The following is a 19,411-nucleotide window of genomic DNA, read 5'->3' as shown; positions in this document are numbered from 1 at the left end:
CTTCTAAAATAATTCTTCGATCATCTAAACTTCAACGATTTTCCCAATTTGAATAAACTAATAACATTAAAAAGACTGGAGCTGTGTCTATGTCAACTTTGACAATCTCGCAATTAGAGAATATGACGCTAAAGGAGCTATACGCCCTTGCACGCCAATATAAAATTTCTTATTATAGCAAGTTAACGAAAAAAGAATTGATTTTTGCAATTTTAAAAACGCGTTCAGAGCAAGAAGGTTTCTTCTTTATGGAAGGTGTACTGGAAATTGTATCTCAGGAAGGTTTTGGTTTCCTTAGACCAATCAACTATTCACCAAGTAAAGAGGATATTTATATTTCGGCATCTCAAATTCGCCGATTTGACTTACGTAACGGAGATAAGGTCTCTGGAAAAGTACGTCCTCCAAAAGAAAATGAGCGCTACTACGGCTTACTACAAGTAGACGCAGTAAATGGAGAAGATCCGGAAGTTGCAAAAGAACGCGTGCATTTCCCAGCCTTGACGCCACTTTACCCAGATCGCCATATCAAATTAGAAACAACTCAAAGTAATATTTCTACTCGTATTATGGATTTAGTGGCACCAGTTGGTTTTGGTCAACGTGGTTTGATCGTAGCGCCTCCGAAAGCTGGTAAAACATCATTGCTAAAAGAAATTGCCAATGCCATTACGACAAACTATCCAGATGCTGAGTTAATCGTACTTTTAATTGATGAGCGTCCAGAAGAAGTAACAGATATTGAACGTTCTGTAAAAGCTGATGTTGTAAGTTCAACGTTTGATGAAGTACCAGAAAACCATGTTAAAGTTGCTGAAATCGTATTAGAACGTGCACGTCGTTTAGTTGAACATAAGCGCGATGTCATTATTTTAATGGATTCTATCACACGTCTTGCTCGTGCTTATAACTTAGTCATTCCACCAAGTGGTCGTACATTGTCAGGTGGTATTGATCCAGCTGCATTCCATCGTCCAAAGCGTTTCTTCGGTTCAGCACGTAATATTGAAGAGGGTGGTAGCTTAACAATTTTAGCTACTGCTTTAGTTGATACGGGTTCACGTATGGATGAAGTCATCTACGAGGAATTTAAAGGAACTGGTAACCTAGAGTTACATCTAGATCGTCAGTTAGCAGAGCGCCGTATCTTCCCAGCACTTGATATTCGCCGATCAGGCACTCGTAAAGAGGAATTACTTCTTGAACCAGAACAACTAGAAAAACTTTGGGCAATTCGTAAAACATTCTCGGATTCTTCAGATTTCTCAGAGCGCTTCTTAAGAAAATTGCGTACAACGAAATCTAACGACGAGTTTTTTGAAAAATTGAATGAAGATATGAAAAAGGCAACAAAAGGTAAGGGCTTGTTGTAAAAATGATCACCTATTTTATTTTGTTCGATGGGTGATTATGTTGAGTGCTTTTTGTAAAATCATCTGATTCACTATAATAAAATAGCTGAGAATCGATTTTTTTCTTGCAATGATTATAGTCAATGTGCTAATATATCAAATGTATGTAACGTGTACATATGTAGCCGACATATTCGGGCTATGTAAGGTACAGTTCGAAAAAATACTCTGTTCCAGATGGTTCAGGGCGAGAGGAGAAACCGAATATGAAACAAGGAATTCACCCAGATTACAAAGAAGCAACAGTATCTTGCTCTTGTGGTAATACTTTCAAGACTGGCTCAGTGAAAGAAAACATCGTTGTCGAGTTCTGCAACGAATGTCACCCATTCTACACTGGTCGTCAAAAATTCGCGTCTGCTGACGGACGTGTTGATCGTTTCAACAAAAAATACGGTCTTAAAAACGAACAATAATAGTTTAATACCTGCCAAGCATGTGCTTGGCAGGTATTTTTTTCAGTGTCAAAGAAATTTAGCGGTCATTTTGGGACAATCTTCATCTTCATTCAGCAACAAACGCTGAATGAAAATGAAGCCTCCGGCGGATGTCATAGATTTTGTAAGGGAGCTAATTGTGCACGCACATTTCAAAATCTGGACGTAATTACGCCGAGGCGTAATTGATCAAAACATCCACCACTTACCATGACCCCACAGCGTGATGCGAGGAAAGGGAGAAGACAGAATGGCACAGTTATATTTTAAACATGGAGCAATGAATAGTGGAAAATCGATTGAGATTTTAAAAGTTGCCCATAACTATGAAGAACAGAAAAAACCAGTGATGATATTTACATCAGGGTTAGATACACGTGACGAAGTAGGTTATGTATCAAGTCGTGTTGGCTTACGTCAGCAAGCGATCCCTGTTTATGAAGATACAGATATTTTTGAGCTTGTAAAAAACAATGCGGAAAAGCCATATTGCGTACTCGTCGATGAAGTACAATTTTTGAAAAAAGCGCATGTGCTGCAGTTAGCGAATATCGTGGACGAATTAGATATTCCAGTGATGGGCTTTGGCTTAAAAAATGACTTCCAAAATGAACTTTTCGAAGGAAGTCAGTATATGTTGACATATGCTGATAAAATTGAAGAAATGAAAACCATCTGCTGGTTCTGTCACAAAAAGGCGACGATGAATTTACGTGTGGATGAAAGCGAAAAACCAGTGTATACAGGTGACCAAATTAAAATCGGTGGTAATGATTCGTACTATCCAGTTTGTCGCAAGTGTCATGCACATCCATCGTTATAAGAAAAAGTAGCACATATACAAAAATTTTCTTATACTAGGGTAAGGAAATACTGAAAATAACTATATTTGTATAATTAAAATTATAGAGGTGAAGACCATGTTTGATCGACTGCAGGCAGTAGAAGATCGCTATGAAAGGCTAAATGAGCTTTTAAGTGATCCAGACATCGTGAATGATAGCAAAAAATTACGCGATTATTCAAAAGAACAGTCTGATATTCAAGAAACGGTAGATGCTTACCGTGAATATAAAGAGGTAAAAGCGCAATTAGCAGATGCACGTGAAATGTTAGACAACGAAAAAGATCCTGACATGCACGAAATGGTGAAGGAAGAGTTCAATAGCTTAAAAGAACAACAAGAAGAGCTTGAGGAACGACTTCGCATATTATTAATTCCTAAAGATCCAAATGATAATAAAAACGTTATTATGGAAATTCGTGGTGCTGCTGGTGGGGATGAAGCAAACATTTTCGCTGGTGACTTATTCCGTATGTATTCACGTTATGCTGAAACGCAGAATTGGAAAATTGACTTGATGGAAGCAACACCAAATGCAATGGGTGGCTTTAAAGAAGTGATCTTTATGATTAACGGACAAGGTGCTTACTCAAAGTTTAAGTACGAAAACGGTGCTCACCGTGTACAGCGTGTGCCAGCAACTGAATCGCAAGGTCGTATCCATACTTCAACAGCTACAGTAGCATGTCTACCAGAAGTCGAAGAAGTTGATGTTGAAATTCATGAAAAAGATATTCGTGTCGACACATTTGCATCATCTGGTGCCGGTGGACAATCGGTAAATACAACGATGTCAGCTGTTCGTATGACCCATTTACCAACAGGTGTAGTTGTATCGATGCAAGATGAGCGTTCACAAATTAAAAACCGTGAAAAAGCGATGAAAATTTTACGTGCACGTGTAGCAGATATGTATATGCGTGAAGCACAAAGTGAAATTGACGCAGTACGTAAATCAGCAGTTGGTACAGGAGATCGCTCTGAACGTATTCGCACATACAATTATCCACAAAACCGTGTTACTGACCACCGTATTGGTTTAACAATTCAGAAGTTAGACCAAATCGTAGAAGGTAAACTTGACGAAATTATTGAAGCACTTATGTTAGAGGAGCAAGCTTCGAAGCTTGAACGATTAAATGATGATGCATAAGCAAGTATTTGAGGCCCTTAATTGGGCTTCTTCTTTTTTGGTGGATAAAGGTCATGAGGAAACAGCTGCACGCATTGTGATGCAGCATGTACTTGGCACAACCTATTCGGGTGTAATGATGCATATGTACGATGAGTTAACATCTGAACAAGCCGAGCAGTTTGTCGCGTTAATTGAGGAACATGCAGGTGGTCGTCCGGTACAGTATTGTATTGGTAGCGAAGAATTCTATGGACGTACGTTTTTTGTGGATGAATCGGTGTTAATTCCCCGACCTGAAACGGAAGAATTAGTACTTGGTACGATAAATCGTGTGAATAAATTGTTTGGTCAGCAACGACTTAAACTTGCGGATATTGGGACTGGCAGTGGGGCAATTGCGATTTCAATGAAACTTGAATGTCCTGAGCTGACAGTAGTAGCTACTGATTTATCAGCGCCAGCTTTAGCGACAGCGAAAAAGAATGCACAAGCATTAGAGGCTGATATTGACTTTCGTCTTGGAGATTTAGCTGCACCACTTGCTGGTGAAAAATTTGATATTGTGTTATCCAACCCACCATACATTGCTTTGGATGAGGCACAGGAAATGTCTAGTGTAGTACTTGAACATGAGCCACATAGTGCTCTTTTTGCAGAAGAGGACGGACTTATGTTATATCGAAAATTATCTGAGCAGTTGCCATCCTTGATGAATAAGCCGGGGCTTATTGGACTTGAAATTGGTTATACACAAGGTACAGCAGTTGCAAATTTTTTTAAAAATAGTTTTCCACAAGCTACAGTAACTGTGGAAAAAGATATTAATGGAAAACCACGTATGGTTTTTTGTGAGATCCATGCATAAAAAATCTCTTTCTTGACGACAATGTCGAGCAAGGAGGGATTTTTTATGTTAAATGAATATAAGATTATTAGATTTTCAAAAGTAAATATTTTTCTAGCGTTTGTAAAACTAGTGTTATTGGCGCTAGTGTTACAGTTGTGCATATTATATATTCCAGAGTTAGTAGGATTAGCAAAGGAAACTAGCAATAGTGAACAAGAAATTGATTTTCGCATTCGAGTTGTTGCAAATAGCAATACGGCTGCCGATCAATTAGAAAAAGAGCAGTTAGTAGAGGGTTTAAAGCCTTACTTTCTTCAGGTAGCAAATGCACAATCTGAGGGTGATGAGCAATTTGAGTTATTAAAGCAGCAAATTGAGGAAGAAATAAAGGTAAATTATCCACAATTATCCACACAAATTACATTTGGGGATAACTTATTTCCTCCGAAGCGTCAAAATGCAAATTTTTATCCACAAAATGTCTATCAATCTATTGTTGTGAAAATTGGTGATGGACGTGGAGATAACTGGTGGTGCAACATTTTCCCGTCAGTTTGTGAACCAGAAAAAGAAAAAGAAGAAGAAAAAGAAGAGCCAGTTACCTTTTTTATTTGGGAATGGGTTAAAGGATTTTTCGACTGAGTTATGTACAAATTTAGATAACTTATGCACAATTTTCTGAAAGTTACTAACAATATGTGTGTAAGTCGGTAAAAACGAAGTAAAGAAGGGAGGGTTATCATGAAAACAATTCGTAAAGTTGTGGATAGTAATGTGAATAGTCAGTCAAATTATGCACAGGCTGTGGATATTTTAAATGCAGGAGAAGTTGTAGCCTTTCCCACAGAAACTGTCTATGGTTTAGGTGCTATTGCAACAGATGATAAAGCTGTGAAAAAAATCTTTGAAGCAAAGGGACGACCTTCAGATAATCCACTTATTGTTCACATTGGTACGAAAGAAGAAGCAGAGCTTTATATTGAAGAGATTCCGGAAGCCGCAAAAAAATGCATGGATTTATTCTGGCCAGGTCCATTAACCCTGGTGATGAATGTAAAACCCAATATATTGGCAAAAAGTGTGACAGCCGGATTACATACAGTTGGGATTCGTATGCCAGACCATCCCGTTGCGCTCCAGCTACTACAACAACTAAAAAAACCGCTTGCTGCACCGAGTGCAAATCGTAGTGGGAAGCCGAGCCCTACTGAGGCTATTCATGTAGAGGAAGATTTGCAAGGGTGTATACCATATATTTTAGACGGTGGTTCAACCGGTATTGGTTTAGAATCGACAGTATTAGATGTCACGCATGAGCCTCCTGTTATTTTGCGACCAGGTGGTATTACGAAGGAAATGCTAGAAGTAGCAATTGGTCCAGTTATGCAGCCGACAAAGGTCGAACAAAGCATGGCATCAACACCAAAAGCTCCAGGTATGAAATATACACATTATGCACCGAATGCACCTGTGTATTTAATCGATTGTAATGAGGTAATAGCATCTCAAGCTATACACAAGTTACGTACTGAAGGTCAAAAAGTTGCACTTTTAGCACCTCGCAACTTTGCAAAAGTCCATGCAGATTATTTCTTTTCGATTGGTGAAGAAGGTGTCAAAGAAGAAATGGGTGCAGCGCTGTATCACGCACTACGTGCATGTGATAAAACAGAAGCAACGATCATTTTAGTAACGACAACATCAGAAGAGGGTGTTGGTGCAGCGATTATGAATAGACTTGAAAAAGCTGCCGCAGGGAAAAGGTATACCGTATAAAAAGTAAAACTAGCTTACTTCACATGTGTGAAATAGGCTAGTTTTTATCTTTACTATAGAAAGAAAGTAAACTTTTTGGTTGTATCTAGATAGTCGCACCACATTGCAAAAGCACTGTTGGAATTTAACTGTCACAAGAAGGTTTATTTAGGATGCAATGTAGGATAATCGTGAATTATTGAGCATAAAATGGTAAAATATTAGGGAGTGAAGGGGTGCGTTATTGCAGGGGATTCTTGCGGGTATTTTAACGTCCGTTGATGTGATGGGGCTATACGTATTATTACCGACTGTAAGATATCGTTTATTATTGTCAGTGTGGACAGCTTCACTACATATGCTTTTCCCGCTGTTAGGATTTGAATTAGGTAATTACATCGTTCGTTTCCTACTGGACTGGGGACAATGGATTTCTAGTATTCTATTATTTTGTATTGGCTTACAATTACTATTGTTTTCAAATAAGAATGAGAAAAGAACGATTTCTCCAATATTATTAGCCGTTACTGCAAGCCTAGATACCTTTTCAGTAAGTGTTTCTTTTGGTATGCTAAATTTAGAGAAAACAATTTTTATTATGAGTGCGGGTGCGAGTGCATTTATATGTTCATATGTTGCATTAACTATTGCAAGAAAAAATGAGCATTTTTTAGGTACAAATCTACAATTAATTGCAGGTATCGTATTTATTATTATGAGTATTTTTGCCGTGAAATAACAACAATTGAATTAGGAGGGTGATAAGTGTGAATATACTTTTTGTTTGTACTGGCAATACTTGTCGCAGTCCGATGGCAGCAGCGATTTTAAAAGGTAAACAAGTAAAAAATCTCAATGTGCGCTCGGCAGGTATTTATGCAATACCGTATACAGAAATGTCCGAATATGCGAAGCAAATATTAGACGAAGCAAATATAGAGCATCAACATCAAGCAGCACAGCTATCTAGTGAGGAAATTGAATGGGCTGATTTAATATTAACGATGACATCTTCCCATCGAGATAGTATCATTGCTAATTTTCCAGCATTTGAGCAAAAGATATTTACGTTAAAAGAATATGTCCAGACTAATGAATCGCAAGATGTTGTCGACCCATACGGAGGAAATAAAAGGATTTATGAAGTAACATTTCGAGAGCTAAAGGAGTTAATCGATAGGTTGGTCAAAAAAATCGAAGGGAATTGAAAAACTATATGAAAAAACAATTTGGCTTAAGACGTAAGCTTGTATTATTTGTTAGTATACTGGCTTTAATAACATATACAGTTAGTTTTATTTTCATCGAATTTGTACAACCTACATTTTTTCCAGAGACCAATCGCAAAACATTTGAAGTGGTGACTTACCTTTTAGGGATCATTTGGTCTGGGATTTTGGCTGCAATTTTCAGTGTTGTTCTAGTAAAGCCATTGCAGCAACTTGAGCATAGTGCTTCAAGGGTAGCCGAAGGGAAAATAGGAAAAGATGTATCGATGCCAAGAACACACGATGAAATTCGCTCAGTTGCGGAAGCTTTCCAACAAATGATCTTGAATTTACGTCAAATGGTCGAAAGTATTGACCACAATTTCCAAGAAACCAATCAATCTATTATTCATTTATCAGATGAAACCGCCGTTGCTTCTAAAAAAGCAGAAGGTATTGCACGTACGGTCAAGCATATTTCGGCTGGTGCAGAGGCTTCTTCCGTTGCAATACAGGATACTGCAGAGGCAATTGAAGATGTGAGAGAACTTGCAACAGAAGTAAATACAAGGGCAGTACAATCTGCTTCGCAGACAAAAGAAATTTTAGCAAATTTAACGACAACAACAAATGCAATTGAAACACTAGTCAATAGCATCCGACAAATTGCAGCTGGCAATAATGAAGCGTTAAAAAGTATCCGTTCATTAGAAGAAAATGCAGGACAAGTTGAAAAAATTATTAGCTTAGTTGGAGATATTGCGGCACAAACAAATTTACTCGCATTAAATGCATCTATTGAGGCTGCGCGTGCAGGCGATCAAGGGAAGGGATTTGCTGTTGTAGCAGAAGAAGTAAGAGGATTAGCTGATCAAAGTGCTAAGGCAGTACAGGGAATTACAACTTTAATCCAATCCATGCAACAAAATGTGGAAACCGTTGTGAAACAAATGAATCATCAAGTAGCTTTTGCGACAAAAGAAGCTGAACGTGTATCTGAGACAACTGCAGCAGTTGAGAACATGTCTTCAAGTGTCCATGAAATGGCTACATCTGTGGTGGAAATCTCTACATTAATTGAGAAACAAATGTCCAATATTGAAATGACAGCTCGCCAATCACAAGAGGTCGCAGCAATTGCTGAAGAGACATCTGCTGGGGCACAAGAAGTTCGAGGTGCCACGGAGGAGCAAGCCTATTCAATTGAGCAAGTTGAAAAGTTAGCGCATGGTTTGAAAGCGCAGTCTGAAGAGTTATTTAAAGTAATTCAGCGATTTGACCGTAAAACTTAAATAAGTATCGAGTTCATTAGGGTGACTAGTGAATTCGATTTTTTTTGATTTAATTATGTAAATAAGAACGAAAAAACGAGAGAATTTCAAATGGATAAATATGTAATTTATTGTACGTAATACGAATTTATCAACAAAATATTCATAATATCCACAAAATATACCGTGAAAAATGAACGATTATAAAGTGAGTAACAAGAAACGTTCGCCTTTCCAGAAAAAATAGTATGAAAAATGAAAGAAAAGGCGTGTTATTATCCAAGAAGAAGTGGTAAACTAGTGTTGACTATAATTCGAAATGAGGGAACCCAGTGAGAATAGCAATTTCATCTGATCACGGAGGCAACAACTTACGTCGAGAGATTATGCAACTGTTAGAAGAGCTAAACATTAGCTATGAAGACTTTGGTCCACAATCTGATGATTCGGTAGACTACCCTGATTATGCAAAGCCAGTTGCTGAAGGTGTTGCAAACGGGGATTTTGATAAGGGTATTTTAATTTGTGGAACAGGGATTGGTATTTCCATCGCTGCCAACAAATTTAAGGGCATTCGTTGTGCATTAGTTCATGATGTATTTAGTGCAAAGGCAACTCGTTGCCATAATGATTCAAACATTTTAGCTATGGGTGAGCGTGTTATTGGTCCAGGACTTGCACGTGAAATCGCACAAACATGGCTTGAAACTGATTTTGAAGGCGGTCGTCATACACGTCGTGTTGAAAAAATCGCTGAACTAGAACAGTAAAAAAAGAGCATTCGCGCCCTTTAGCTTGCGGCGCGAATGCCTAATATAATTGTAAAATAAGGAGCTGAGCTTAGTGGTTGTACAACAGATACAAACGCAATTGACTCAGTTACTCAGTGAATTCGAAGAGCAGGTAATTTTACGACCAAATACTATTTTTGTCGTGGGATGCTCTACGTCTGAAGTGATTGGTCAGAAAATTGGCACAGCGGGCGCGCTTGAAACCGCACAAGCTATCTTCGAACCGTTACATACTTTTGCAAAGAAACATCAGCTACATTTAGCGTTTCAAGGGTGTGAGCACATTAATCGTGCGATTACGATGGAGGCTGATACAGCGCAACGTTTCGACTATGAACCTGTTGCGGTCGTACCAGTACGCACGGCAGGTGGTTCTATGTCTGCGTATGCATATACACAATTTTCAAGCCCTGTAGTTGTTGAAGAGATACGTGCACATGCAGGTATTGATATTGGTCAAACACTAATTGGTATGCATTTAAAAGCGGTGGCTGTTCCTATTCGTACATCCGTACGCACTATTGGAGAAGCAGTTGTCACAATTGCAACAACACGTCCAAAGCTAATAGGTGGCGAACGTGCAATATATAAGTAAGATCACTTCTACATTTATGAGAAGTATTTTAAATAACCATTTACTTAGGGGGATTTTTCAATTATGGCATTCGAGAAATTAGCAGTACAAGACAAAGCAGTACTAGATGGAATTTTAGCAGAGAAAAAACGTCAACAAGCAAATATCGAGTTAATCGCATCTGAAAACTTTGTTTCTGAAGCAGTAATGGAAGCACAAGGTTCAGTACTTACAAACAAATACGCTGAAGGTTACCCAGGTAAACGTTACTATGGCGGCTGTGAGCATGTAGACGTTGTAGAAGATATCGCACGTGATCGCGTAAAAGAAATTTTTGGCGCAGAATATGCAAATGTGCAACCTCACTCAGGTGCACAAGCTAACATGGCAGTATACCATACAATTTTAGAGCCTGGTGATACAGTTCTTGGTATGAACCTTTCTCATGGTGGTCACTTAACACATGGTTCACCTGTTAACTTCTCAGGTATTCTTTATAACTTTGTAGAATACGGTGTAACAAAAGATACTCAAGTAATCGACTATGAAGATGTTCGTCAAAAGGCTTTAGAACATAAACCAAAATTAATCGTTGCGGGTGCATCTGCATACCCACGTGCAATCGATTTTGCTAAATTCCGTGAAATCGCTGATGAAGTCGGTGCATACTTCATGGTAGATATGGCACACATCGCAGGTTTAGTAGCTGCAGGCGAACACCAATCTCCAGTACCATACGCTGATTTTGTAACATCAACTACTCATAAAACATTACGTGGTCCACGTGGTGGTCTAATCCTTGCTTCTAAAGAATGGGAGCAAAAGTTAAACAAATCTGTATTCCCAGGAATTCAAGGTGGTCCATTAATGCACGTAATCGCAGCAAAAGCTGTAGCATTTGGTGAAGCGTTACAACCTGAATTCAAAGAATATGCAAAACAAATTAAAGCAAATGCAAAAGTTCTAGCAGATACGCTAATCACTGAAGGTGTAGAAATTGTTTCTGGTGGTACTGATAACCACTTAGTATTAGTAAACGCTAAATCACTTGGTTTAACTGGTAAAGTTGCAGAGCATGCACTTGATGCAGTAGGAATTACAACAAACAAAAACACAATTCCTTACGATACAGAATCACCATTTGTCACAAGTGGCATCCGTATTGGTACTCCGGCTGTTACTTCTCGTGGATTCAAAGAAGAAGACATGAAAGAAGTTGGCAAAATTATTGCAGCTGTACTGAAAAACCCTGAGGATGAAGCAGTGAAAAAAGATGCAATTGAACGCGTAAAAGCTTTAACTGATAAACATCCACTATACGCATAATTTTATAGATTTAAAAAGATACTTCTGATAACTGTCAGGAGTATCTTTTTTCTATTAGATAAGCAATAGCTATCCTAAAAGTGAAAATAATATGTAGAGAGTAAATCTGGTATGCTTTGGGGGCTTATTGGACAACTTCAATAAATAAAAATATTAATTATATGTATTGCATTAAAGATTCAAGAGAGTAAGCAACGCTTTGTACATTCGCGCCTAGCATGCCGTATGAACGTGAAGAATGAGATCGCGCGGCCAGCGCGAATGTATAGCAGCAATATGCGGGAGTCTTAAGTTCAACTAAATTAGATATTTATATACTTAGGACAAAATATGTCCTTCAAAAATGAATTTGCGAAAAAATATCGACAATATTCTGAATTTTTATGTAAAATATAAAATAGAGAGAAACACTTTGAATTTGTGAAGGGAGGTTTTTATGATGATGCGACAAGTAACTCAGCGAAATGACCATTTACTTACTTCTATTTATAGATTAGGAGAGAACTCTAAAAAAAGCTATGTAGTCGTCGATGTCAAGGTTAATTATAATATCCTTTATTGTAATGACTCTTTTTGTGAGTTGACAAGTTATTCAACTGAGCAATTAAAAGGTATGGATTATTTTTCGATGCTTTCTCAAGAGATACAAACAGTAGACGTCGACTCGATTAAAGAAAAGATATCAAACGGTACAATGATACAAGCGAAGTTATATCATGATGGCAATAATAGACCGCCTTTCTGGGCTGAGATACAAGCGCTCCCTTTTCAAAATGAGGAGTGTGAAACGGAATATGTATTACTGCTCATCAAAGATGTTACCTACTATCATACTGAGGAATTTATAATGCGTCTTGAAAAAGCAATGTTTGAAGCCATTGAGAAGGATAATTCTCTTGAGAAAAAGATGCGTATTATCTGCAATGGTCTAAATGAATTTTTTATGCCGAATGTTTCTAGTATGGTATTAACAAAGGAAGGCACGAATCAATTACTAGTATTTACTGCGAATACTAGGGTGGATCAGATCCCCATTTTATATGAAAGTAATGATTTTTACACCACAGTTATGCAATCGAATGATTTTATCATAGCTGAGAATTTAACGCTTGTAGACATTCCGGATGCACACAAAGAGTTTGCAGCATTAATGGGGAAACGATCGGGGTGGTTTATTCCAATTCGTAATCAGCAACAGCATTGTATCGGGTTATTTGCGATATATTATAATTCGTATCCTAGTGATGAGGATTTCTTTGTAGAGTTGTTTCAAAAAATTGCTGCGCTTGTGGCATTGGCGCATACTTACTCGAAAACACAAAAACAAATTTTAGATTTAGCCTATACAGATATAACAACTGGCTTGCCAAATAGACATAGCTTTTTAAATGTGCTGGAGAAAGTAGAAAATAAAGGGCAAGAGGGTTTCGTTAAAATATTGAAGCCTAGTGAATTTCATCAAATTGTTGAGTTATATGGGCGCGAAGCCGGGGATGAGCTGCTTCGTCAAATCGCACGTCGATTCATCGAAAATAAAAACGAGAAGAATGAATATATTGCGCGTTTTACAAGTTCTAGTTTAATTATTTCGAGAACAGTCGCTCACGAAAATATGATGAACTATGATGCGCGTATAAAAGATTTAATTCAAAAACCGTTTATCATAGGTGATAAGCAAATATACATTACCTTGAAAACGGGGATTGCGCCATTTAATAAAGACATTAAAATTGCAGATGCGATTCGTTTTGCGGATAGTGCTTTATCCTTTGCAAGTAAAAAGCCAGGTACGCATACAGAAACGTTTACCAAAAACCATAATGAACAATTAGAACAACAAATGACTGTGTTAAATCATTTATCTTATGCACTGAAAAATAGAGAGATTACTGTGAATCTACAGCCAAAGGTAGATTTAAGAACAGGTGAAATTCATAGTATCGAAGCGCTAGCTCGTTGGATATCACCAACTCTTGGTTTTGTCTCACCTGAAATATTTATCCCTGTAGCAGAAAATGCTGGGAAAGTGCGAGAAATCGATTTGCAAATCTTAGAACTTGTCTTGCAATGGCTTTTAAAAAGAAAGAGTGCAGGTAAAGATCTAGTAAAGGTAGCTGTAAATATTTCACCAGATCATTTTTATCATCCACATTTTATTAAGACCATTGTTGAGTTACTACGAAAATATGAGATTGATCCAAATTGCATAATATTAGAGGTAACAGAAAATATCGGTTTAGTGGATTTCCAAACAGCACTCATGATAATTCGAGAATTAAAAAACTATGGCATTAAAACGTCGGTCGATGATTTCGGAATGGGCTTTTCATCGTTAAGCTATTTACAAAAGCTACCGTTCGCAGAGTTGAAGATTGACCGTAGCTTTATTAATGGTATTGAAGAAGCGGGAACGTTAGCTATTGTCCGTTCAATTATTCAGCTTGCTCTAAATTTAGGTATGACGTCGGTGGCAGAAGGTATTGAATCTGAAGAACAGGTAGAAATATTACGTACACTTGGCTGCAAGGTAGGACAGGGTTATTACTATTATAAACCTATGACCATTGAGCAACTTGAAGGGATATTAGATGCTTAATATTTTACGGAGTTTTTGAAAAATTTACTCAATAAAGCTCTCTAAACGTAAAAGGAAGTATCTCGAATTTATTTTTGAGACACCTCCTTTTTTCTGTTATACTAGGTGAGATAAAAATGAAATCCGAACTGTTAGGAGAGAACCCCTTTGAGCAAAGTATATGTATTTGATCATCCATTAATCCAACACAAGTTAACTTATATTCGTGATAAGAAAACAGGAACAAAAGAATTCCGTGAGTTAGTAGACGAAGTGGCAACATTAATGGCATTTGAAATAACACGCGACATGCCATTAGAAGAAATCGAAATTGAAACACCTGTTACAACAGCAAAAACAAAAGTACTTTCGGGTAAAAAGCTTGCTATCGTACCAATTTTACGTGCTGGTATCGGCATGGTTGATGGTGTACTAAAGTTAATTCCAGCTGCAAAAGTTGGTCATATTGGACTTTACCGTGATCCTGCAACATTAAAACCAGTGGAATACTATGCGAAACTACCAGCAGACGTAGAAGAACGCGACTTCATTATTGTAGACCCAATGCTTGCAACGGGTGGTTCAGCAGTAGAAGCAATCAACTCACTGAAAAAACGTGGCGCGAAGAACATTAAATTCATGTGCTTAATCGCAGCCCCGGAAGGCGTAAAAGTTATTCAAGATGAGCATCCGGATGTAGACATTTACATCGCTGCACTTGACGAAAAATTAGATGACCATGGCTACATCGTTCCAGGTTTAGGTGATGCCGGAGATCGTTTATTCGGTACTAAATAAGAAAAGTATAGAACTCTAGTATTTTGCAACATAATAACATTTAGGAGCGTCCTTCTTCATAGAAGGGCGTTTCATAGTATATAAAAACAAAGGACGGTGCAAATTGTTTTGACGAAAAAGTGGAAAGTAATGACGATTTTCGGTACAAGACCAGAAGCTATTAAAATGGCGCCTCTTGTGCTAGAACTTCAAAAGCATCCAGAACAAATTGAATCAATCGTGACAGTAACAGCGCAACATCGCCAAATGCTTGATCAGGTGTTAGAAACATTTAAAATCACACCCAACTATGATTTAAATATTATGAAAGACCGTCAAACTTTAATCGATGTAACAACAAATGCATTGCAAGGACTCGATAAAGTTATGAAAGAGGCAAAGCCTGATATCGTATTAGTACATGGTGATACAGCGACTACTTTCATTGCGAGTTTGGCTGCATTTTACAATCAAATTGCGATTGGTCACGTGGAAGCGGGTCTTCGTACATGGAATAAGTACTCGCCTTACCCTGAAGAAATGAATCGTCAACTAACGGGTGTTATGGCAGATCTTCACTTTGCACCAACTGAAGTTTCAAAGAAAAACTTGCTGGATGAAAACAAGAATGCAGATACAATTTTTGTTACTGGTAATACAGCGATTGATGCACTTGCAACGACTGTAAGTGAGCATTACACACACCCGGTACTTGAAAAAATGGGTAGTGATCGCATGATATTATTAACAGCACACCGTCGTGAAAACTTAGGTGAGCCGATGCGCCATATGTTCCGTGCGATTACACGTATTTTAGCTGAACATGATGATGTACAGGTAGTGTATCCAGTACATATGAATCCGGCTGTCCGTGAAATTGCCAATGAAATTTTAGGGGATAATAAGCGAGTACATTTAATCGAGCCGCTTGAAGTATTTGATTTCCATAACTTTGCGGCAAACTCGTATATGATATTAACGGATTCTGGAGGCGTACAGGAGGAAGCACCATCACTTGGTAAACCTGTACTTGTGTTACGCGACACAACTGAGCGCCCTGAAGGTATCGCAGCAGGTACATTAAAGTTAGCGGGCACGGAAGAAGAAACAATCTATACACTTGCAAAGCAGTTGCTGAATGATACAGAAGCTTATGATGCAATGTCAAAAGCCTCAAATCCTTACGGAGATGGACATGCATCTGAACGAATTGTCAGTGCGTTGATAGATTTTTTGCAAAAAAGCAAGTAATATACTAGGTCGAACACATTAAAATGAGTCAAATGCACTTATTTAAAAAACGAAGCTAATTTACGAGCGAAATAATGTCGTAAGTTAGCTTTTTTTTGCATTATGTCAAAAAAAGTTTAGTAAATATTAATATTTCATACACAAATTTGTCAAGAATTTGACAAGGGAATAGTGGTTGTGAAGTTTTTCTATATTACTAATTGACTTCAAATATCACCTATTGTATGCTTACAAAGGGTAAGAATGACAAGGGTTTCTATTCGTTTATAGTGCTCTTGAAACGCTTGTTATATCAAGTTTCTACTAAATCGACAGTTGAAACTAAACTTGTCGATTTGCAACGTTTTGTGCGTATCGGTTTGATACCGATGTAAGTAATAGTAGTAAGATTTTTCTTAGACTTTACAGATGTAACTTCGAGGTAACACTGCAATTACTTTTACGCTGTGAGTAGTTTGTTCACTGCTCTTTTCTGATTTCACAAAGTGGTCAGCAAACGTTTTCTTTACTCGAAAAAATGATTCAGGAGACTACAGACCAATGCTAGATTTGCATCACATTTTTGCTGTGCAGAAGAGAGCGTTATTTTTTTTGCTCGCACTTTGCGCATTAGGCTGGGGCTTTACGTCCTATCAGACTGTATTTGCAGGCATCGCAATCGGTGCATTCTTTGGTACGTATAATTTTTGGATTTTAGTTCGACGTTTGGACAAGTTTGATCGTTCCATTAGTGAAGGGAAGAAAATAGGCTCGCTTGGCACAATGCTTCGTTTTGGATCAGGTGTGGCGGCAGTCGCTATAGCCATCTCGTTGCCAAACTATTTTCACTTAATTAGCACGGTCATAGGGCTAATGATTCCGTACGTTTTTCTCTTTGTCGAGAGAATTGTATCTCATGTAAGGAACCACTAATGTGCATTATTAGAAAGAGAGGTGAAATATAACAATGAATCACGAAGCTCCGTTATGGACACCAGTCAGTTTCTTAACTTTTAACTTATCAACAGTTATGATGTTACTAGTTGCGGCAATCGTCGTTTTTTTAATTGCCTTTATCTCAACTAGAAGTTTAAAACTAAAACCAACTGGTATGCAAAACTTTATGGAATGGATTATGGATTTCGTAAAGAACATCATTCAAAGCAACATGGACTGGAAAACAGGTGGTCGATTCCACATTTTAGGTATTACACTTATTATGTTTATCGCCGTATCCAACTTACTAGGTCTTCCGTTCGCTATCGTATACGATCATACGCTTTGGTGGAAATCACCAACAGCTGATCCAACGGTTACGATGACACTAGCAGCAATGATTTTAGTATTAACGCAATACTACGGTATCAAAATGCGTGGTACTGGTCATTATGTTGGTACATTCTTCAAACCGATGTCATTCATGTTCCCATTAAAGGTTATTGAAGAGTTTGCAAACACATTAACACTGGGTCTGCGTCTTTACGGTAACATTTATGCGGGTGAGATTTTACTTACATTAATCGCAGGTTTAGCTACATCAAGTATCTTCGGTGCAGTTGGTGCAATCGTACCAATGATGGCATGGCAAGGTTTCTCTCTATTCATCGGCTTAATTCAAGCCTTCATCTTCACTATGTTAACAATGGTTTACATGGCTCACAAAGTGAGCGATGACCATTAATATAAAGCATTGATAGAATATCTATTTTGCTTAAAAAAAATATCATACAATTCCAAGGAGGAAACAATTCAATGACAGGTTCATTAGGTTTATTAGCAGCAGCAATAGCAATCGGTTTAGGTGCACTAGGTGCAGGTATCGGTAACGGTCTTATCGTTTCAAAAACAGTAGAAGGTATCGCTCGTCAACCAGAAGCACGTGGCGTTCTTCAAACTACAATGTTCATCGGGGTAGCTTTAGTAGAAGCATTACCGATCATCGCAGTAGTAGTAGCTTTCATCGTAATGAACAAATAATTCAGTACAAGCTGAATTTTAGTTAGTGGCGAAGTAGGATTCACCAGATGACTCTTCGCCCTTCATTTTGGAACAGATAAAAGCTATGTGTATATATAGCTTTTTAAAATAGGTAAATTTCTAAGCAATATTCACAAATTACTATGTTGAAGTCAAAGCTCTTGAAGGGAGTGAAACAATCGTGTTTTTAGATAATCTTGTACTTGGTGCAGGCGGTGGATTTAACGGTGGTGATATTCTTGCTACTTTAGTTATCTTCCTAGCATTAATGGCTCTACTAAAAAAATTCGCTTGGGGTCCACTTATGGGCATCATGCAACAACGTGAAGAATTAGTAGCTAGTGAAATCGAAGCAGCTGAAAAAGCTCGCAAAGATTCGCATCAATATTTAGAAGAACAAAAGAGCCTTCTTAAAGAAGCTCGTACTGAAGCACAATCGATTGTTGAAGGCGCTAAGAAACAAGGCGAATTGCAAAAAGAAGAAATTCTTACAGCAGCTCGCAATGAAGCTAACCGCTTAAAAGAATCGGCTGTACGTGAAATCGAGAATGAAAAAGAGAAAGCTATCGCAGCAGTACGTGAAGAAGTCGTTTCATTATCTGTACTTGCAGCATCTAAAGTCCTTAGCAAAGAAATTTCTGAGGCAGACAACCGTGCTCTTATTGAAGAGACGATTGCGAAGGCAGGGGAAGCTCAATGAGTAATTCAACTGTAGCAAAACGTTATGCTCAAGCGCTATTTGAATTAGCGCAAGAAAAAAATCTTCTTGCTGAAGTTGGAGCAGACTTAAAGGAGCTAACAAAAGTATTAGAAAGTTCACCAGAGCTTCTTACACTTTTAAGCGCACCTAAGTTCTCTATCGAACGCAAAAAACAAATGGTAGCAGAAATCTTTGCAGGCAGCACAGCTGAGTTTGTACACACAATTCAACTACTTGTTGAGAAAAAGCGTATTAACGAAGTGAAACACCTTGCAGAGGCGTATGTAGACCTTGCAGCACAAGCTCAAGGCAAAGCAGAAGCTACTGTTTATTCAACACGTGCTCTTACAGCTGAAGAAGGCGCAAGCATTTCAGCAGCATTTGCAAAACGTGTCGGTAAACAATCATTAACAATTACAAACGAAATTGACCCATCATTAATCGGTGGTATTCGTATTCAAATCGGTAACCACATTTATGACAGCTCTGTTGTAAGTAAACTTGAACGTCTAAAACGTGAATTAATCGGTTAATATCTTAGAAATGTGAGAG

21 protein-coding genes are annotated in these 19,411 nt (G+C 37.9%); all 21 read left to right on the top strand.

Annotated features, from left to right (window positions below; genetic code table 11):
- The first annotated feature begins 89 nt into the window (after window positions 1-89).
- The 21 genes from rho to ACIQ2D_RS07005 all read left to right on the top strand — a co-directional run bounded on the left by rho (window position 90) and on the right by ACIQ2D_RS07005 (window position 19,392).
- The gene (gene rho, locus ACIQ2D_RS07105) at window positions 90-1,373 is read left to right on the top strand and encodes a transcription termination factor Rho (RefSeq protein ID WP_402861528.1); all 1,284 of its coding nucleotides are present in this window, start codon (window positions 90-92) and stop codon (window positions 1,371-1,373) included.
- A 245-nt stretch (window positions 1,374-1,618) separates the two neighbouring features.
- Window positions 1,619-1,828, top strand: coding sequence for a 50S ribosomal protein L31 (rpmE, locus tag ACIQ2D_RS07100; protein ID WP_053585252.1), 210 nt, complete (start codon window positions 1,619-1,621; stop codon window positions 1,826-1,828).
- Between the two features lie 271 nt (window positions 1,829-2,099).
- Complete coding sequence (locus tag ACIQ2D_RS07095) at window positions 2,100-2,672, top strand: thymidine kinase (protein WP_402861524.1); 573 nt, start codon at window positions 2,100-2,102, stop codon at window positions 2,670-2,672.
- Window positions 2,673-2,769: 97 nt separating this feature from the next.
- Complete coding sequence (gene prfA, locus ACIQ2D_RS07090) at window positions 2,770-3,846, top strand: peptide chain release factor 1 (RefSeq protein WP_402861521.1); 1,077 nt, start codon at window positions 2,770-2,772, stop codon at window positions 3,844-3,846.
- Window positions 3,833-4,693 carry a peptide chain release factor N(5)-glutamine methyltransferase gene (gene prmC, locus ACIQ2D_RS07085; RefSeq protein WP_402861518.1) on the top strand — a complete coding sequence of 287 codons (861 nt, stop codon included), beginning with the start codon at window positions 3,833-3,835 and terminating at the stop codon, window positions 4,691-4,693. Before prfA ends, prmC begins: the two co-directional genes overlap by 14 nt.
- Before the next feature lie 45 nt (window positions 4,694-4,738).
- The gene (locus tag ACIQ2D_RS07080) at window positions 4,739-5,317 is read left to right on the top strand and encodes a stage II sporulation protein R (RefSeq protein ID WP_402861515.1); all 579 of its coding nucleotides are present in this window, start codon (window positions 4,739-4,741) and stop codon (window positions 5,315-5,317) included.
- Window positions 5,318-5,416: 99 nt separating this feature from the next.
- Window positions 5,417-6,451 carry an L-threonylcarbamoyladenylate synthase gene (locus ACIQ2D_RS07075; RefSeq protein WP_402861512.1) on the top strand — a complete coding sequence of 345 codons (1,035 nt, stop codon included), beginning with the start codon at window positions 5,417-5,419 and terminating at the stop codon, window positions 6,449-6,451.
- Between the two features lie 223 nt (window positions 6,452-6,674).
- On the top strand, window positions 6,675-7,169 hold the full coding sequence (locus ACIQ2D_RS07070; protein WP_402861509.1) for a manganese efflux pump MntP: 495 nt from the start codon (window positions 6,675-6,677) through the stop codon (window positions 7,167-7,169).
- Between the two features lie 28 nt (window positions 7,170-7,197).
- Window positions 7,198-7,638, top strand: a complete 441-nt coding sequence (locus ACIQ2D_RS07065) for a low molecular weight protein arginine phosphatase (protein ID WP_402861506.1) — start codon at window positions 7,198-7,200, stop codon at window positions 7,636-7,638.
- Window positions 7,639-7,646: 8 nt separating this feature from the next.
- Entirely contained in the window at window positions 7,647-8,930 is a 1,284-nt protein-coding gene (locus tag ACIQ2D_RS07060; RefSeq protein ID WP_402861503.1) for a methyl-accepting chemotaxis protein, read from the top strand.
- Between the two features lie 311 nt (window positions 8,931-9,241).
- Entirely contained in the window at window positions 9,242-9,679 is a 438-nt protein-coding gene (gene rpiB, locus ACIQ2D_RS07055) for a ribose 5-phosphate isomerase B (RefSeq protein ID WP_402861500.1), read from the top strand.
- A 73-nt stretch (window positions 9,680-9,752) separates the two neighbouring features.
- The gene (locus ACIQ2D_RS07050) at window positions 9,753-10,295 is read left to right on the top strand and encodes a TIGR01440 family protein (RefSeq protein WP_402861497.1); all 543 of its coding nucleotides are present in this window, start codon (window positions 9,753-9,755) and stop codon (window positions 10,293-10,295) included.
- Between the two features lie 63 nt (window positions 10,296-10,358).
- Window positions 10,359-11,600 carry a serine hydroxymethyltransferase gene (glyA, locus tag ACIQ2D_RS07045; RefSeq protein ID WP_402861494.1) on the top strand — a complete coding sequence of 414 codons (1,242 nt, stop codon included), beginning with the start codon at window positions 10,359-10,361 and terminating at the stop codon, window positions 11,598-11,600.
- Window positions 11,601-12,039: 439 nt separating this feature from the next.
- Window positions 12,040-14,196, top strand: a complete 2,157-nt coding sequence (locus tag ACIQ2D_RS07040; protein ID WP_402861491.1) for an EAL domain-containing protein — start codon at window positions 12,040-12,042, stop codon at window positions 14,194-14,196.
- A gap of 147 nt (window positions 14,197-14,343) precedes the next feature.
- The gene (gene upp / locus ACIQ2D_RS07035) at window positions 14,344-14,973 is read left to right on the top strand and encodes a uracil phosphoribosyltransferase (RefSeq protein WP_402861488.1); all 630 of its coding nucleotides are present in this window, start codon (window positions 14,344-14,346) and stop codon (window positions 14,971-14,973) included.
- A gap of 108 nt (window positions 14,974-15,081) precedes the next feature.
- Window positions 15,082-16,203, top strand: coding sequence for a non-hydrolyzing UDP-N-acetylglucosamine 2-epimerase (gene wecB, locus ACIQ2D_RS07030; RefSeq protein WP_402861485.1), 1,122 nt, complete (start codon window positions 15,082-15,084; stop codon window positions 16,201-16,203).
- 540 nt (window positions 16,204-16,743) lie between these two features.
- The gene (locus ACIQ2D_RS07025) at window positions 16,744-17,115 is read left to right on the top strand and encodes an ATP synthase subunit I (RefSeq protein ID WP_402755534.1); all 372 of its coding nucleotides are present in this window, start codon (window positions 16,744-16,746) and stop codon (window positions 17,113-17,115) included.
- A gap of 34 nt (window positions 17,116-17,149) precedes the next feature.
- Window positions 17,150-17,863: a F0F1 ATP synthase subunit A gene (gene atpB, locus ACIQ2D_RS07020; RefSeq protein ID WP_402861482.1), complete on the top strand. Its 714-nt coding sequence runs from the start codon at window positions 17,150-17,152 to the stop codon at window positions 17,861-17,863.
- Between the two features lie 71 nt (window positions 17,864-17,934).
- Window positions 17,935-18,159, top strand: coding sequence for a F0F1 ATP synthase subunit C (atpE, locus tag ACIQ2D_RS07015; RefSeq protein ID WP_004269474.1), 225 nt, complete (start codon window positions 17,935-17,937; stop codon window positions 18,157-18,159).
- Window positions 18,160-18,340: 181 nt separating this feature from the next.
- Window positions 18,341-18,859, top strand: a complete 519-nt coding sequence (gene atpF / locus ACIQ2D_RS07010) for a F0F1 ATP synthase subunit B (protein WP_402861480.1) — start codon at window positions 18,341-18,343, stop codon at window positions 18,857-18,859.
- The gene (locus ACIQ2D_RS07005) at window positions 18,856-19,392 is read left to right on the top strand and encodes a F0F1 ATP synthase subunit delta (protein WP_402861477.1); all 537 of its coding nucleotides are present in this window, start codon (window positions 18,856-18,858) and stop codon (window positions 19,390-19,392) included. The genes atpF and ACIQ2D_RS07005 overlap by 4 nt, the downstream gene beginning before the upstream one ends.
- Window positions 19,393-19,411: the final 19 nt, after the last annotated feature.

Source organism: Lysinibacillus sp. NPDC097287, from assembly GCF_044761695.1.
Classification (GTDB): Bacteria; Bacillota; Bacilli; order Bacillales_A; family Planococcaceae; genus Lysinibacillus.
The sequence above is the reverse complement of the archived record's forward strand: the minus strand, read 5'-3'. Positions and strand labels throughout refer to the sequence as shown.

Excerpts from the sequence above, each read along its gene's own strand:
- ACIQ2D_RS07005 (WP_402861477.1), top strand. The coding sequence starts at position 18,856 with ATGAGTAATTCAACTGTAGCAAAACGTTATGCTCAAGCGCTATTTGAA.
- atpB (WP_402861482.1), top strand. The coding sequence starts at position 17,150 with ATGAATCACGAAGCTCCGTTATGGACACCAGTCAGTTTCTTAACTTTT.
- glyA (WP_402861494.1), top strand. The coding sequence starts at position 10,359 with ATGGCATTCGAGAAATTAGCAGTACAAGACAAAGCAGTACTAGATGGA.
- ACIQ2D_RS07095 (WP_402861524.1), top strand. The coding sequence starts at position 2,100 with ATGGCACAGTTATATTTTAAACATGGAGCAATGAATAGTGGAAAATCG.
- ACIQ2D_RS07080 (WP_402861515.1), top strand. The coding sequence starts at position 4,739 with ATGTTAAATGAATATAAGATTATTAGATTTTCAAAAGTAAATATTTTT.
- rpmE (WP_053585252.1), top strand. The coding sequence starts at position 1,619 with ATGAAACAAGGAATTCACCCAGATTACAAAGAAGCAACAGTATCTTGC.
- prmC (WP_402861518.1), top strand. The coding sequence starts at position 3,833 with ATGATGATGCATAAGCAAGTATTTGAGGCCCTTAATTGGGCTTCTTCT.
- ACIQ2D_RS07025 (WP_402755534.1), top strand. The coding sequence starts at position 16,744 with ATGCTAGATTTGCATCACATTTTTGCTGTGCAGAAGAGAGCGTTATTT.
- atpE (WP_004269474.1), top strand. The coding sequence starts at position 17,935 with ATGACAGGTTCATTAGGTTTATTAGCAGCAGCAATAGCAATCGGTTTA.
- ACIQ2D_RS07075 (WP_402861512.1), top strand. The coding sequence starts at position 5,417 with ATGAAAACAATTCGTAAAGTTGTGGATAGTAATGTGAATAGTCAGTCA.
- rho (WP_402861528.1), top strand. The coding sequence starts at position 90 with ATGTCAACTTTGACAATCTCGCAATTAGAGAATATGACGCTAAAGGAG.
- ACIQ2D_RS07040 (WP_402861491.1), top strand. The coding sequence starts at position 12,040 with ATGATGCGACAAGTAACTCAGCGAAATGACCATTTACTTACTTCTATT.
- ACIQ2D_RS07060 (WP_402861503.1), top strand. The coding sequence starts at position 7,647 with ATGAAAAAACAATTTGGCTTAAGACGTAAGCTTGTATTATTTGTTAGT.
- prfA (WP_402861521.1), top strand. The coding sequence starts at position 2,770 with ATGTTTGATCGACTGCAGGCAGTAGAAGATCGCTATGAAAGGCTAAAT.